The following is a 15,022-nucleotide window of genomic DNA, read 5'->3' as shown; positions in this document are numbered from 1 at the left end:
TATGATTAAGCTATCCTTATTCCTTTTCTTTTATCTATTTCAAAAAAACCATTCGATATTTTATTTTTTAAACGAAAAATTAATTGATCAATAACTCTTGAATTTTCTTTATTTTCAACTCCATAAATTTTTTTATATAGTTTATTTTTTGAGGAAAAATTATTTTTTTTATTGAATTCGATTATTAAAATATTAAGAACTTCAAATTCTTTGTTTGTTATTTTTATGTTTTTGTTGTTGACAACAACTTGACGCTTGATTAAATCTATAATTACACCATTTCTAATCAAAGTAGTATCTTTATGATAGTTATCTCATTTTCTTCTTAAAAGAGAAAATATTTTTCATTTTATGTATTTTTCTTTATCAGAATAGTATTTATCAGACATATAAACAATGTCATCAACTCCATTTTTGTAATATTTAATGTCATCATCATCAATTTGATTTTTAAAAACAATTAATTTAAAAAGGTTGTTGAAACTATGCATTTTTGAATAAAAATTCCATGAGAATATATATTCATATTCTTTAATAATATCCACAAAATAAAAGTCTATTTTTTCGTTTAATTTGTCATTTACTTCTTGAATTTTTTTAGTATCAAAATTTTTAATATACATTACATTTAGCTTTAAATAGATAGAAATATAATCAAAAATATTTTGAAATAATTCTAAATTTGAGTTCTTGTTCAATACAACAATTATATTGATTTGTTTCTTGTTAATAAACTCTTTTTGAATCACATTATATAGTATATATAATAATTGTAAAATGCAAGAAGAAATAAAAAGAATTATTGGTATAACTTTGAATATATACGAAAAAAATGATTTCGATGCTTTGATAAAAGTTTTGTCTGAAGATCAAATTTATTTTTTTTACATTAAAGGTTTTTTTAAACAAAACTCAAAAAATAAATCTAATATTTTTGTTGGTTCTATATCTGAGTTTGAAATTTTTTGTAAATATCAATTAAGTAAAAATTATTATTTGCTAAAGAAAGCACATTTAATTAACTTTTATGATTTTACTAGTTTTCAACTTAATAAATTAGAAAAATTAATGTATTGTTTTCAACAGATAGAAGAGGCTAACTATAATTTTTTTAAAACATATCAAAAATTTTTAGAAGATGAAGATTTTTACAATAAAAATTATTTATTGACTTACTTGTTAGTACAAACTTTAAAAACTAAAGGCAAAGAATTAATAACTAATGAATGTGTTATTTGTAGAAAAGATAAAAATTTATTTTGTTTTAATTTAAATGAAGGTGGAATGTTGTGTTTTGATCATAAAAAAGAGAATTCTATCTCACAACTAGAATATTTAAAAGCTTTTTATTATTTAGGAATTTCTTTTGAACAATATAAATTGTATGCGAATGAACAAATTAATAGCATATTGTTTAAAACAATTTACGAATTTAGTCAAGATTAATTTTAGCTATTTCAATCATTTTATCAAATATAATTTCTGCACCTTTTTCAAACATTAATATATGTTTTGCATTTTGAATTTCATTAACTTCTATGAAGTTTTTTTTCTTGATTTTATTCAAAATTTTAGAACTAGACATAATATCATGAGTTCCTTGTCAATAATATATCTTTACTTTAGGTCTTTTTTTTAGAAATTTTCTTTTTATTCCTAATGATCCCTTTCAAATAGCAATTTCTTCAGAAGTATTGTTTTTTGTTTGAATATTTAGTTCATGTAATTTCATTAAAAATTTAGAATTAGTTAATTTAGGATAATCAATAACAGCTTGATATTGATAATTTCATCCAAATAAAAAACATAGAATTACTCTAAAAATAATCAAAAATTTTTTACTAAATTTATCTTTCATAATATTTTTTGGATAGAAAGGAATAGATCAACAAAAAACACCATTTACTTCATTTCATTTATAAGCATATCTAGATGAAAACAATCCACCCATAGATTCTCCACACAAGTAAATTTGTTTATATTTTTCTTTTAGATGATTAACTACAAAATAAATATCTTTATCATGCTTTTTAGGTGATGTAGATGCTTTTTGTAAAGAATTTGCATGTCCTCTTTCTTCCACAGAATAAAAATCAAATTCTGTCAATTTCTTAATTAAAGGTTGAACAATTTTTGATTGTCCTCCTAATCCATGGTAGTAAACAAAAGCAACATTATTATGTTTTATTCCTTTTTGAAACAAAGCAGAATAATTTCCGCCCTTAGTTTTTAAGATAACTTTTTCCACTTAATAAATATTAATTTATTTCTAAAGAAAATAAACATTTATTTCTATAAAACTTTTATTTAAAGGTTTTTATACATAAAAAATATTTATTTACTCTATAGAATTAACAATGTCTTATATATGTTATTGTTTTTATTTGGTCATTTTAATGATATGGCAGGGGTTAGAGGAATCGAACCCCTACAGGCGGGTTTGGAATCCGCAGTACTACCTTTATACTAAACCCCTATATTGTAATTATTATATAGTGAAAGACTTTAAAAATTTTTATACTACTCACTATATGTGTATGCAAAAATTTTTGTATGAAATATACGAAAATAGAGAAAAATATTTTTAAAAATTTAAAAATTTGGTAACATTTATGTTGAGTGGTTATAGCAAAGGGGATCACCTGAATCCATTCCGAACTCAGTAGTTAAGCCCTTTAACGCCGACGATACCAGAAATGGGAAAATAGGAAACTGCTCTTTTTTTATGCTTTAAAATAAAAGAATTATGAATTTTACTTTTGAGATAAAAAAAGAAATAATTTCAAGACAAATGAATAGAGATGAAATAAGAGCTTTCATCGGCGGAATTCTTTTTTCTAATCAATTAGGTGACGAGAAAAAAATTAAAGTGAAATTAATGAATACAGAATTGTTTGAAGGTATATTAGCAATTTTGCAAAAATCAAATTATCAATTTTTTCTAGAAAAGAATTCTATTTTTGTTGATTCTTCGCAAATGAATCATATAAGCGCAAAATATGCAAATTTATATTTGGCAGGCATTTTTTTATCAACAGGTTCTATTTCTAATTTAGATTCTTCTTCTTATCATTTAGAAATAAGTTTTAAAAATGAAAATAATTGTAATCAAATATTAGATTTTGCTAAAAAACATGTTGTTTTCAATAAAATAAAAAACAAAAACAGTTATGTTTTGTATATTAAAAAAAATGAAATAATTCAAGATTTTTTACAAATAATTGGAGCTCAAAAATCTTATTTTAATTTTATTGATTCAATAATTGAAAGAGATTTTAAAAATCAAATAACTAGAATTTTTAATTTAGATGTTCATAATCAAAATCGATTAGTAAATTCTAATGTTCAATTCAAAGAAAATTATCAGTATATTTTTGATAACCAGTTACTTCATAAATTTAGTGCTATTCAATTAGAATTTTATGAGTTTAAAAAAAATAATGAGTTCCTTTCTTTATCACAATTAAGTGAAGAATTATTAAAGCAGAAAAAAATTAAAAAAACTAAAAGTTGTTTAAATCATTGACTTATTAAATTAAAAAATGTTCGTGAAGAACATGAAAATTATCAAAATAAGAAATAGTTTTTATTTAACAAATGAAACTAAACATTTAAGGTTGCCATCAATATCAATACTTTGGTTATGAGCAATTAAAAAACAATCAAATTTTTTGGCATCAATGTTATTAATTTTACCCTTCCCTTCAATAACACAAATTTGTACTCATTGAGCTTCAGAATAATGATATTCATTTTTTCCTTTATTTTTAATCATTTGTAAATTGAATAAGTTATTGGCTACAAAAAAATCTTTTTTGTTGCTTATTTCTTTAGGTTCTAATGTTACATCTGGTGTTTTGACTAGTTTATAAACATGATCTAAATGTAACTCTCTAGGTTTACCATTATCTAAACGATCATAATCATATACCCTATATGTAATGTCTGAAGATTGTTGTAATTCAAAAATTAATGTGTTCGATTTAATTGCGTGAATTTTGGTAGATTCTACATAAATAAAATCGCCTTTTTTAATTGGTTTTTCTTTTAATAATTTTTTTCATTCTTTATTCTCAACCATATTTTTAAATTCATCTAAAGAATTAGCGTTATGCCCCAGAACAATCGAATTATTTTTATTTGTATCTAAAATATATCAACATTCTGTTTTTCCTAATGAATTGAATTCTTTAGCATATTCGTTATCGGGATGGATTTGAACTGATAAATCTTGTTTAGCATCAATTATTTTTGTTAGTAATGGATATTCATGTTTTAAATTGTAATTATTAAAAAAATTTGCATTGTTTTTGTTGTTGTAAAAATCTAGTAGAGATATTTCTTGTTCTAAATTAGTAATAATTGATGACTTATTTTTATAAGCCGAAATAATTCAAGCTTCTCCAATAGATTTTTCTTCAAGATTATATATTTTTTTTATTTTATTTCCTGCTCATACACGATACTCAAAATGTGGTCTTATTTTTAATGTTGTAATTTTTGATTGCATACTAAAATTATTTTAGTTTATTCATTTAAAAATTAATCAAAATGTAAGCTAAATCATTAATCCAGAGTTTATTTATAATTCTTGACATTTGTTTTGTTATTTTAAGTTTGGAGATTTAGGAATAAAATATGATAAGGAGGTAAAAATGCAAATTATAAAACCGCAGTATGTATTTTTTGATATTAAGCAAAAAACTAAAAACACAATATTGCAAGAAATTTCTAAACGTGCATTTGAATTAAAACTTACTTCTAATGAAAAAGATCTATACAAAGCTTTTTTAGCAAGAGAAGATGAATCATCAACAGGTTTTGAAAACGGGTTTGCTGTTCCTCATGCTAGAACTGTTTCAATTAAAAAACCAGCTTTATTTTTTGTTCACTTACAAGGACAAGGTGTTGATTGACAATCTATTGATGGCCAATTAACTAAATATTTATTTGTAATTTTAGTACCAGCAAATAATGAAAATAACATTCATATGCAAATACTTTCTAATATCTCTTTAATGATGTTAGATAAAGATGTTGTTAATAAAATTGTTTCTCTAAAAGATAAAAAAGAAATTGCAAAATTACTTAATAATGCAATTGATGATAAGATTAATCAAGATAAATCAACTAGTGTTGATTTAAATAATGATAAAAAAACAATTTTAGCTTTAACAGCTTGCCCCGTAGGGGTTGCCCACACTTATTTAGCTGCTGAAAAATTAGCTGAAGCAGGATAGAAAATGGGTTATAACATCAAAGTAGAAACTCATGGATCGCAGGGTATTAAAAATAGTTTTACACAAGAAGAGATTGATAAAGCAGATATTATTATTGTTGCTGCAGATATTGGAATTAATTTAAGTCGTTTTAAGAATAAAAAAGTTTATAAATCAGCTATCAAACCAGCAATTCATAATCCAGAACAACTCATTATAACGGCTTTTTCAAAAGCCGTTATAAGTAATGAATCATCTACTAATTTAGATGAAACAAAAGAAAAACAAAAGACATCAATTATGAAACATATCTTAACTGGAGTTTCATATATGGTTCCTTTCATTATTTTGGGCGGGATATGTATTGCTTTGGCAGTTGGTTTAGGTAAGATAATTTATGGAGATCAATATTCTGCGCAGCCAGGCGATTTTTTCTATTATTTAGAAAAAATAGGTTCTGTTGCCTTTACTTTAATGATTGGAGCTTTAGGAGCTTATATAGCTTATTCAATTGCTGGTAGAGCTGCAATTGCGCCAGCCTTTATTGTTTCTGTTGTTGCAAATACAGCAGATGCTCTCTTTCCAATAGGCGGAATTCAAGTATCCACTGCCATGGGATTTGTAGGTGCTATATTATTTGGTTTAGCTATCGGTTACACTGTTAAATGAATTAATACTTGAAATATCAATAAAACTATTTCAGCAATTATGCCAATTTTTGTTATTCCTTTAGGTGTTGGTTTATTTTATGGTTTATTAGCTGTCTTTGTTATTGGAGCACCAGTTGGATGAATAATGGATAAATTTATTAATGCATTAAAAGAAGCATTTAGTAATGAAAATATTGGTATAGGTCTTGGTATTGGGTTTGGTATATTATTTGGATTAATGGCAGGATTTGATATGGGTGGTCCTATTAATAAAGTTGCTTTTTTAACTTGTTCAACTTTAATTAGTTCGCAAATTTATGAACCAATGGGAATAATGGCAGCAGCAATTCCAATAGCTCCGTTAGGTATGGGATTGTGTACTATGATTTTTAGAAAAAAATTCAATGAAAACGAGAAAACACTAGGAATTAGTGCGTTTGTTATGGGATTAATTGGTATTTCTGAAGGAGCTATCCCATTTGCGGTTTCGGATCCTAAAAAAGCAATTATTTGTAATATGACAGGCTCTGCAGTAGCCGGAGCTATTGCTGGAGGATTTGGAGTAACATGTACTGCAGCTCATGGCGGACCAATTGTTGGCATTTTGATGGCAGTTTCTTCAAATCATTCAACAGGATATGGTTGAGGAATTCCATTCTTTTTTGTAGCTATCATTGTGGGAACATTAGTGACTTGTTTTATGTATGGTTTATTAAGAAAGATTCCTTCGTCAAATGAAAAACAGTCATCAAAAATAACATTTTTTAAAAAAAATAAAATTAATGAAACAAATGAATCTACAAAATTAACATATTCTCAAATAAGAGCTTAGAAGGGATTAATACTATGACTTTATTTAAAAATGCAAAGCAAAAAAACTTTTTTCTTTTCATTTTAATATGTTTAATTGCTTTAATATCAATAATTATTGGAATTGTTTTTATTAGTATAAGTGCTAAAGAATATGGAAATCAAATAAACAAAGTAAAAGAATATTTAGATTTAAATTCAATCCAAAACTTAATAGAAAAAAATGATTGAAAAACTCAAGGTATTGAATCTGATCTAGGGAAATGAGTGGATCAGTTGAAAAATTTGTCGGGCCATGATGTTATAATGACTAGAATAAATGAAATTATTGAAAATCAAGGATTATTAAAAGAAATTGATACTCCATTATTTGCTTATGGAATTTTCTTGTTGATTTTAGGAATAATTTCTTCGATTGGTACAGCGTTATACGGAAACAGTATTTTCAATAAAAAATATCAAAAATAAATTCTGTTAATATTCAATTATTTTTGCAGTTTTATTTTTATTCATAATAATAAGTCTTTATTTTAATTTAATAAAGACAATTTATTTCTTTTTATATCTTTGACATTATAATGTTTCTATGCTAAATAATAAAAAAGAATTAATTCATTTTTTTAAAGAATTTGTAGATTTGTTAGATCAAGAAAATCTTTGATATGTTGTAGAAGCGGGCACACTTTTAGGAACTATTAGAGAAGGCAAAATGATCGAATGAGATGATGATATAGATGTTTTGGTATCAATTGAAACTTATAAATTTCTTAAACAAAAATATCCTAAAAATTTTCTTGATATGGATATAAAAGGATATCCTTTTATAATTGCTAAATGAGTACCAGATGTTAATAATTATTTAAATTCTCCAATAGCTATAGATTTATTCCCAATCATTCCTACGACTCAAGAAAGAATAAATAAATATACAAAATTTTCTAATGTTTTTAGATTTGCAAATCAAATGATGAATAAGGGATCAAAATATAAATCATTTAGTTGACAATTAAGATTACTAAAAATAGTATTATGACCATGGCAATGAACTACAAAAAAAATAACTTTTAATGAAGTGGTTCAAATTTTAGAAGAAAAAGATTATCCAGAAATGACATTAATGGTAGATAATCCTAATTCAAAAATAGAAAATCAAAAAAGCCCATTAACTATTTGAAATAGAGAAAAGAAAATATTTGAATATTATGAAGTATTTGTCCCTAAAGATTATCATCAAATTTTAACTAAAAGATACGGATCAAATTATATGATTCCTAATAAATCAGTTAATAGTTTTGAACACATTAATGCCATAAGTACAAAGATTAGAAAAAATTAATTTATACTGCTAATTATTTTTTTTCATTCTTGCTCAGCAACTTTATTACTAAATTTTTTTAGGTAAACATCAAAACATTGGATTTGTAGTTTTCTATATTCTTTTTCTTCTAGCTCTAAAATTTGTTTTATTACACTACCAAATTTTTTAGCTCCGCTTTTCTTATTTAAGAGAACTGAACCTGTTTCATTTGTAACATATTTAGCAAAAGGAAAAGTGTCTAATAAAACAATTGGAATTCCAAAAGATAAGGCTTCAATTAGAACTATAGGAGAACCTTCATATCTTGAAGTCATTATCATAACTTTTTTGGTTTTAAATATGTTTTCTTTTTTATTATCTTTAACTATTCCAAATTTTTTAATATTTGGAGATGATAGAATTTTTTCATCACCCCCCCCTCCATACACATGAATATCAATATAATCAGCTACTTTGTTTAATAATTTTAAATTCTTTTGTTTATTTGCCAATCTTCCTATATAAAAAACATTTTCTCTTTTATTTTCATAAATAACTTCTTTTTCTTCATTAAAGAAATTATGAAAAATTGGAACTAAAAAAACCTTAGAATTATTGTATTTTTTAGTTTTTATGATTTTATTTTTAGTATATGGATCAAAAACAATAATGTTACTTGCTAAAAAAGGATTTTTGTGATTAATTAACTTCCTAATAATTCAATAAAAAGGAATAAGTAATTTGCGTTTTTTAGTTCCTATACCGTATTTTGTAATTATTTCATATGAGTTGTGAGGAACAAAAAAGAAATTTTTGTATTTATTGATTCTATTAAAACCTAAATGAAAATTAGAAATGATAATATCGTATTTATTATTATTTATTATTTTTTCAATTTGATCTTCGATAAAATTAATTTTGTTTATAAATTTATCTTTTAAATTTAAATTTAGAAAAATTGGATTATAGTTGTTATTTGGATATATTGTTTTTCAATTTATATTGTTTAAAGGAGTTTTAAGAATGATTTCATCTACACAAAATTTATGTTCGTTTAAAAAGTTTATTAGTTTATAAGAAAAAACATTACATCCACTTTCATTTATTAAATAAGATGGCCATTCATTTATGATTAGTGCTCTTTTCATGATCAATTTATGATAATACTATTTTTTATTAATTTTAATAAAATATTAAAAATATGAATGTGTTAATAATAACCGAAGTTAATTCTAGAAGGAATTATGGTGGTAAAGAAAAATTTAATCGATATTTAATAAAGCATTTACTAAATAAGGGATATAAAGTTATAGAGTATTCATTAAACTTTCATACTGAATCTAATTTTAATAACATTGAGTATGGGAATAATTATTCTTTTATTGTTTTTCCTAAAAAGCTATCATCTTCTAATTTGAATTGAAAAATGAATCAAATTGATAAACAAATATATGAATATTGCGATAGTAATAATTTTGATATTATTATTTCTAGTTTGCATGATGATTTAAAAAAAACAAAAACAAGAAAAAATTTTATTTATGTTACTCATAATTCTCCTGCTGGATTATTGGGTTGAAATAACGACAATATATTTTTTAAATTTAAGAAATTGATAAAACAATTTTTAGGTTACACTAATCAATTTAAAAATTTACAAAATTTAGTAGTTCCTGATTATGAAACATATAAAGATTTGGTTAAAAAAACAAGAAAAGCCAAAAAAATTGCTAATATTTTTGTAATTACTTGACCTCATGAACTTGATCAAGAAGATGATAATGCTTTTTTAGATTATGAACAAATAAAGAAAAGACAAAATGATGTTATTTGAGTTGGAAGAATTTACAACAAACAAAAAAATATTAGATATTTAAATAGCGTTGCTAATGAATTAGAAAAGTACAATATTAAATTGCATGTATATGGTAATGGTCCTGATAAAAAATTCTTAAATTCTAGCAATGTTGTTTTTCACGGATGACTAAATGACAAAAATAAATTAAACATATTGTCACAATATAAATTTTTTGTTATTGTTTCTAATAATGAAGGCTCTCCTTTAGTTCTTTATGAATCAATAAGTTGCGGAGTTCCTATAATTGGAAGAAAAACATTCCCTAATTTATCATATTTATTAAAGAATAATAATGGTTTTTTAATTAATAAAACAGCAAATCCCAAAATGTTTGCTAAAAAAATAAATGAACTTATGAAAATTTCAAATGATGAATATTATAAGATTGTTCAACAAAATATTACTTTTTACAAACAAAATTTACAAATAAATTCTTTTTATGAAGGATGAGATAAAGTTTTAAATAAATTAACTAATACTTAATTCTCATTTTTAAGGATTTAAAATAATGAAACCAATTTAATCTTAAGTAATCTTTTGAAGATGGCGCTATTTGTTTTTTTAGTTTTTTAAGTTCTTGTATTGCTTCTTTCTTATTTTCGAATTGATTATTATTAATCAAATAATATATCCAAATTAATGTATATAAAGCATATGTTTTTCTTTGTTTAATAGTTTTTTGTTGCAAAATAAAATTAATTACTTTTTCATGCTCTAATGTATTTGTTCATTTTTTACGAGTAATAGAAATGTTGTCAGAAGAATAATTTATAGAATAGATATTTTTAACATATTTTTGTTTAATTGGGTATTGATAAATAAACATATTAAAAATCAAATCCTCAGATAATATATTTTTTTCAAAATGTAAATTATTTTTTTGTAAAAAAAATGTATTAAAAATATATGTAGATATTTGAAAAGAATATTTATTACTTTTAGGAAAAATATTTTTTACTTTTGATAAAACTTTACCTTTATTATTAACTTTTAGATAAGGAAAGCGATAAAAGTCTATATTTTCATCTAATTTTTGTTCATTTAAAAATTGAATAAATTTTTTATTTGCTTTGTCATCATCATCAATAAAAAATATTCAATCACCTTTAGCTATTTTTAATCCTTGGTTTCTAGCTCCTCCTAAAAAATTTTTGTCTTTTGATTCTATAAAAAAAATTTGATCATTTTTAATTTTGTTTAAATGTTTTTTTATTAAACTAATATTTTGTGTATCTGATTTATCATCAACAATAATGATTTCTTTATTTTTTAAATCTTGAAAAGAATCAATACATTGAAATAATTCATTAGGTCTATTAAAATGGGTGATAATTATTGATATCATTCTCACCACATTATAGCAAATTAATATAATGGTGAATTTGGTTCTACATTTTGTGAAATTACATTACAATGCTACGTTTTATGAGCTAAAATTAGATAAAATATAGTAAATTTAATAAAATTATTTTAGACAACAGGACAATAAATTTAAGTAAATTATGTATGACGAAATATTAAAAAAATGAAATTCTTCTGAATCAAATGATCCATTTTTTATTAAATCGCTAAAATCATATAATCAAGGTAAAAAATATATTCAAAATTTTAATTATTCATTAACAATTCATAACGGAACTGTAAAATCCAAAATAGGAGTAGGTATTTCTTTATTGAATGAATATACCGTTTCTTCAGTAGCTTATAATTATTCTATTTTTTTACATAAACAGAAAATTAAAAATATTCTTGTAACACATGATGGCTCATTTCATGCAATTTTATTTTCTAAAGTTTTTGCTTCTACATTAATAGACGAAAAAATAAATGCTTATTTTAATTTCAATAATCAAGCTGTAAATGATGCCTCATCATTATGAATTGCACAAAATTCGCAGATTAAGTTTGATGCTGTTGTTACATTTTCTCGACTATATTCAAACAATAATTATGTTATAAGTTTTTATAAAAAAGATGGTTTATTATTAAGCTATGAAGAATCTAAAGAAATTAGCAATTATATTTGAAACACAAATTATTTAAATATTGGAATTTCTAGCACTAATGTTCCTCAGATAGAAGAAAATTTAAATAATTCATATTTAAATCATTTTCAATTTACTGATTTATCTAATATATCTATTTTAATTTCTAATCCGTTTAATTTTAATGAAGAAATTTTGAAAAATTTTTTAAGACAATGTCAAATAGAATATAAGATTGTTAATTTTAAGTCTATTCCTAAAGCAAAAAATGAAATTACTAGAAAATCTTTGATGAAAACTTTTAATAAAGAAACAGATGCGATTGTGAATTTTATTGAAAATAATAATTCATTTGAATTTGTTATTAAACATAAAAAAAGAAAAAAATTTTTAACGTTAAATGATTTAGCAGTTATATATATGTATTATCAATTTCAGATAACAGAAAGTAAAGATATTAAAGATAAAACAATTTTAAATAGTTTTGATTCAAGTAGTTTTATCAATTTTTATGGAAAAAAGAACAAATTAAAAGTAGAAACCTTGTCTCAATTCTATAATGATTTAAATCAATTCAAAATTCAAGATGTTTTTTTAGCAACAAATGGTGATAACTTTTTTGTTACAAGTCAAAATTGTTCGTTTGTTTCAGATCCATTATTGAACATACAAATATTTTTAGAAATGGTTTCTTATTTTAAAAAACAAAATAAGACTTTATACGATATATTAATAGAAATTTATCAAAGAGAAAAAACTTATCGTTTAAAAAAATATGAAGAAACTATGAAGTCTGATACAGCAAGCATTTTCTTTAATAGATTAGAAAAAAAACAAAAAATTGCCGACGTTTTGATAATTAGAAAAAAATATCTTGATCAAAAGAAAAAAGTGATGGAAATTATATTAGAAGATAAGACATCAATTATTTTTGAATATTTAGAAGATGAAATGCTTCTAAAAACTTTTTTTTCTATTTGGAATAGTGATAAAAAAGATTTAAATGTTGAACAATCTTATGTTAATCTAATTGTTAAAGAAAAATTATATTTTAATTACATAAATGATTTAAAAAGAGATTTTAACATAAAGAAATTTTCTATAAAAGCAATGATAAAATATACTATTTTTGTTATTATTTTTGCTTTATTTTTATGATTTATTTTTACTTTTATTTTTGGAGCGGATAAAAAATTATTTGAGCAAATTAATAATTTTTTAAAGGCTGAATATATATATGGATATTTACTGCCCTTAGTTTCATTATTGGGTTTGACTCAATTAAGTATTGCTTGTTGATCAAATAAAAGAATGCTGAGCATTTTAAAGCAAAAAGTAAAATGACGGCATTTAGCTATTTCCAATCTTATTTCTATTTGTATTTCAACCATTACTCCTTTAGTTTATGGAGGAGAAACAATTAGTTACTGATATTTAAGAAGAAAAAATATTCAAAGAGCTCCATTAGCCGCAATGTTTTTGGTTCAATCATTACTTTTTCAAATTAGTTTAGTAATTTATTCTATCATTTTTATTCCAATTGCTATAACTACTTTTTTCCCCTCTTTATTACTAAATGATAGTGCTAATTTTAGATTATTAGTTGTCTTAATCATAGCTGGATTTATCATAGATATTTTTAGTGCAATTATGATTTTTATTTTAACTTTTAATGCTAAATTTCAAAAAATTATTGTTAAATCATTAAATAAATTTTCAGAATGAATTCCTTTTATTGTTACAAAAGATGCGGCAGCAAAAGGTGCAAAAATTCAATTTGAATTTTCTAGTATAAATAAAGCAGCAAAAGAGATTTTTACATCCAATGTATGATATATAAATGTATTAATATTTATTGAATTTCTACTTTATAAACTAGGTTCTAGATTATTAGACTGAGGATCAATATTTGCAATTATTACTAACATGATTAAACCAGGATATTTTGCAGGCGGGTTCTTTAATATGCTTGCTGGAAACGCTTTAATTAGGTGTGTTAATGCAGTTAATTTTATCACTCCTGGTGGATTAGGAATTTCAGATTGAGCAACAAAAAATATTTTATATCCAATGTTTATAGACGGAAATAATTCAAGTAATTCTTTAGATTTTAGAAATATTAACGTTCATCAAACTTTAAATAGAATAATATTTACTATTACATGAGTTGTTATTTCTGCGCTAATGCTTTTAACAGTATATATAGGTGAATCTAGAATTGATAGATATAAAAGAATTAGAAATACTTTAACAGAAAAAGAAATTCGATTGGGAAATATTAAAACAAAAACAACTTTTTATAAACAATCAATTTTTTATTGAACATTTGGAATTATTGGAGGAATTACAACCTGATCATTAGTTTTTTATTATGTAATTTTATAAAAGATAGTATTATGTATTTAAATTCATTTTTGCTTATGATAAGATTTATTATTTCTAAATAATGACAAGAACTATTAAATGATTTGTTTTGGTTAGTTTTTAAAATATTTTTCTATAACTTTGGATTTAATTAAGATACAAATTACTACAAAAAACAGATAACTTATAAGTAAAAATTTTATTAAATTAAAACTAATATATAAAGCAAATATTCCTAATCAATAGTTTGGTATACCTAATAACATGATATGTCCTATTTCTCCTCCATTATACTTATTCATTGCTTCTATAAAAGATATAGAATGAAGTATTCCATAATATCATCAATATAAAGGTGTGAAAAATAATCCATTTAGTATTGTTAAAATTAGTGATATTAAAATAATGCTTGTGATTAGCGACAAATTAATACTAGTATAATTACTTTTAGTGAATCTTTTGTATATTTGTAAAAAACTAAATCAAGTTGTAACAAAAATTAAATGTGAAATTGTATTGATTAATACACCTATCCATCCTCCAGAATTAGGTGGTATGAATCCGCTCAAACCAGTTGCAATTATTGAAAAAAATGCGTATCTAAAATTAATAGCATAAACAATTACAAGTAAAGGTATTAAACTAATGTCTAGAGTTAAAAAGTTTGCAAATGGCATCCTTATAAAATTGGATATTATTGATAAAATGATTGATAAAGATGTTAAAACTGAAGTTAAAGCTATTTTCCTAATTATAATTTTATTTTGAATATCACTCATCTTTACTAACCTTTAGTAATAAAAATATAAATGAAATTTAAGTAAAATAAAAAAATTTTA

General features: G+C 22.9%; 14 protein-coding genes, 1 tRNA gene and 1 rRNA gene. 9 read left to right on the top strand and 7 right to left on the bottom strand.

Annotated features, from left to right (window positions below; all coding sequences use genetic code 4):
- Positions 1–5 precede the first annotated feature (5 nt).
- Complete coding sequence (locus ACJA28_RS03020; RefSeq protein WP_022935048.1) at positions 6–749, bottom strand: winged helix-turn-helix domain-containing protein; 744 nt, start codon at positions 747–749, stop codon at positions 6–8.
- 28 nt (positions 750–777) lie between these two features.
- On the opposite strand from ACJA28_RS03020, the gene ACJA28_RS03015 reads away from it, so the two are divergent.
- Positions 778–1,446, top strand: coding sequence for a hypothetical protein (locus ACJA28_RS03015; RefSeq protein ID WP_022935047.1), 669 nt, complete (start codon positions 778–780; stop codon positions 1,444–1,446).
- Here the strand turns inward: ACJA28_RS03015 and ACJA28_RS03010 are convergent.
- The gene (locus ACJA28_RS03010) at positions 1,433–2,248 is read right to left on the bottom strand and encodes an alpha/beta fold hydrolase (RefSeq protein ID WP_022935046.1); all 816 of its coding nucleotides are present in this window, start codon (positions 2,246–2,248) and stop codon (positions 1,433–1,435) included. The genes ACJA28_RS03015 and ACJA28_RS03010 overlap by 14 nt on opposite strands.
- A 154-nt stretch (positions 2,249–2,402) precedes the next feature.
- Positions 2,403–2,476, bottom strand: a tRNA-Trp gene (locus tag ACJA28_RS03005).
- 139 nt (positions 2,477–2,615) lie between these two features.
- Here ACJA28_RS03005 and rrf point away from each other — a divergent pair.
- Together rrf and whiA are read left to right on the top strand one after the other, a co-directional pair.
- Positions 2,616–2,721 (top strand): 5S ribosomal RNA (rrf, locus tag ACJA28_RS03000).
- A gap of 25 nt (positions 2,722–2,746) precedes the next feature.
- The gene (whiA, locus tag ACJA28_RS02995; RefSeq protein WP_022935045.1) at positions 2,747–3,583 is read left to right on the top strand and encodes a DNA-binding protein WhiA; all 837 of its coding nucleotides are present in this window, start codon (positions 2,747–2,749) and stop codon (positions 3,581–3,583) included.
- 3 nt (positions 3,584–3,586) lie between these two features.
- Here the strand turns inward: whiA and ACJA28_RS02990 are convergent, their stop codons facing one another.
- The gene (locus ACJA28_RS02990) at positions 3,587–4,510 is read right to left on the bottom strand and encodes a type I phosphomannose isomerase catalytic subunit (RefSeq protein WP_022935044.1); all 924 of its coding nucleotides are present in this window, start codon (positions 4,508–4,510) and stop codon (positions 3,587–3,589) included.
- 145 nt (positions 4,511–4,655) lie between these two features.
- Between ACJA28_RS02990 and ACJA28_RS02985 the strand changes: the two genes are divergently transcribed.
- The 4 genes from ACJA28_RS02985 to ACJA28_RS02970 all read left to right on the top strand — a co-directional run bounded on the left by ACJA28_RS02985 (position 4,656) and on the right by ACJA28_RS02970 (position 8,015).
- Positions 4,656–5,240: a fructose PTS transporter subunit IIA gene (locus ACJA28_RS02985; RefSeq protein ID WP_406602195.1), complete on the top strand. Its 585-nt coding sequence runs from the start codon at positions 4,656–4,658 to the stop codon at positions 5,238–5,240.
- 3 nt (positions 5,241–5,243) lie between these two features.
- Entirely contained in the window at positions 5,244–6,701 is a 1,458-nt protein-coding gene (locus tag ACJA28_RS02980; RefSeq protein WP_406602194.1) for a PTS fructose transporter subunit IIC, read from the top strand.
- 14 nt (positions 6,702–6,715) lie between these two features.
- The gene (locus ACJA28_RS02975) at positions 6,716–7,147 is read left to right on the top strand and encodes a hypothetical protein (protein ID WP_022935043.1); all 432 of its coding nucleotides are present in this window, start codon (positions 6,716–6,718) and stop codon (positions 7,145–7,147) included.
- 118 nt (positions 7,148–7,265) lie between these two features.
- A complete protein-coding gene (locus ACJA28_RS02970; RefSeq protein ID WP_022935042.1) occupies positions 7,266–8,015 on the top strand; it encodes a LicD family protein in 750 nt (249 codons plus the stop codon).
- Here ACJA28_RS02970 and ACJA28_RS02965 read toward each other — a convergent pair.
- Positions 8,012–9,124: a glycosyltransferase gene (locus ACJA28_RS02965; RefSeq protein WP_022935041.1), complete on the bottom strand. Its 1,113-nt coding sequence runs from the start codon at positions 9,122–9,124 to the stop codon at positions 8,012–8,014. The two genes, ACJA28_RS02970 and ACJA28_RS02965, sit on opposite strands and share 4 nt — an antisense overlap.
- A gap of 53 nt (positions 9,125–9,177) precedes the next feature.
- Between ACJA28_RS02965 and ACJA28_RS02960 the strand changes: the two genes are divergently transcribed.
- The gene (locus ACJA28_RS02960) at positions 9,178–10,317 is read left to right on the top strand and encodes a glycosyltransferase (protein ID WP_022935040.1); all 1,140 of its coding nucleotides are present in this window, start codon (positions 9,178–9,180) and stop codon (positions 10,315–10,317) included.
- Here ACJA28_RS02960 and ACJA28_RS02955 read toward each other — a convergent pair.
- Entirely contained in the window at positions 10,307–11,179 is an 873-nt protein-coding gene (locus tag ACJA28_RS02955) for a glycosyltransferase family 2 protein (RefSeq protein WP_022935039.1), read from the bottom strand. The two genes, ACJA28_RS02960 and ACJA28_RS02955, sit on opposite strands and share 11 nt — an antisense overlap.
- A 157-nt stretch (positions 11,180–11,336) precedes the next feature.
- Between ACJA28_RS02955 and ACJA28_RS02950 the strand changes: the two genes are divergently transcribed.
- Positions 11,337–14,204 carry a lysylphosphatidylglycerol synthase domain-containing protein gene (locus ACJA28_RS02950; protein ID WP_022935038.1) on the top strand — a complete coding sequence of 956 codons (2,868 nt, stop codon included), beginning with the start codon at positions 11,337–11,339 and terminating at the stop codon, positions 14,202–14,204.
- 92 nt (positions 14,205–14,296) lie between these two features.
- Here the strand turns inward: ACJA28_RS02950 and ACJA28_RS02945 are convergent, their stop codons facing one another.
- Complete coding sequence (locus tag ACJA28_RS02945) at positions 14,297–14,962, bottom strand: MPN527 family putative ECF transporter permease subunit (protein WP_022935037.1); 666 nt, start codon at positions 14,960–14,962, stop codon at positions 14,297–14,299.
- Positions 14,963–15,022: the final 60 nt, after the last annotated feature.

Origin of the sequence: Mesomycoplasma moatsii, assembly GCF_045276915.1 — a bacterium.
In the GTDB taxonomy this organism is placed as follows: Bacteria; Bacillota_I; Bacilli_A; order Mycoplasmatales; family Metamycoplasmataceae; genus UBA710.
The sequence above is the reverse complement of the archived record's forward strand: the minus strand, read 5'-3'. Positions and strand labels throughout refer to the sequence as shown.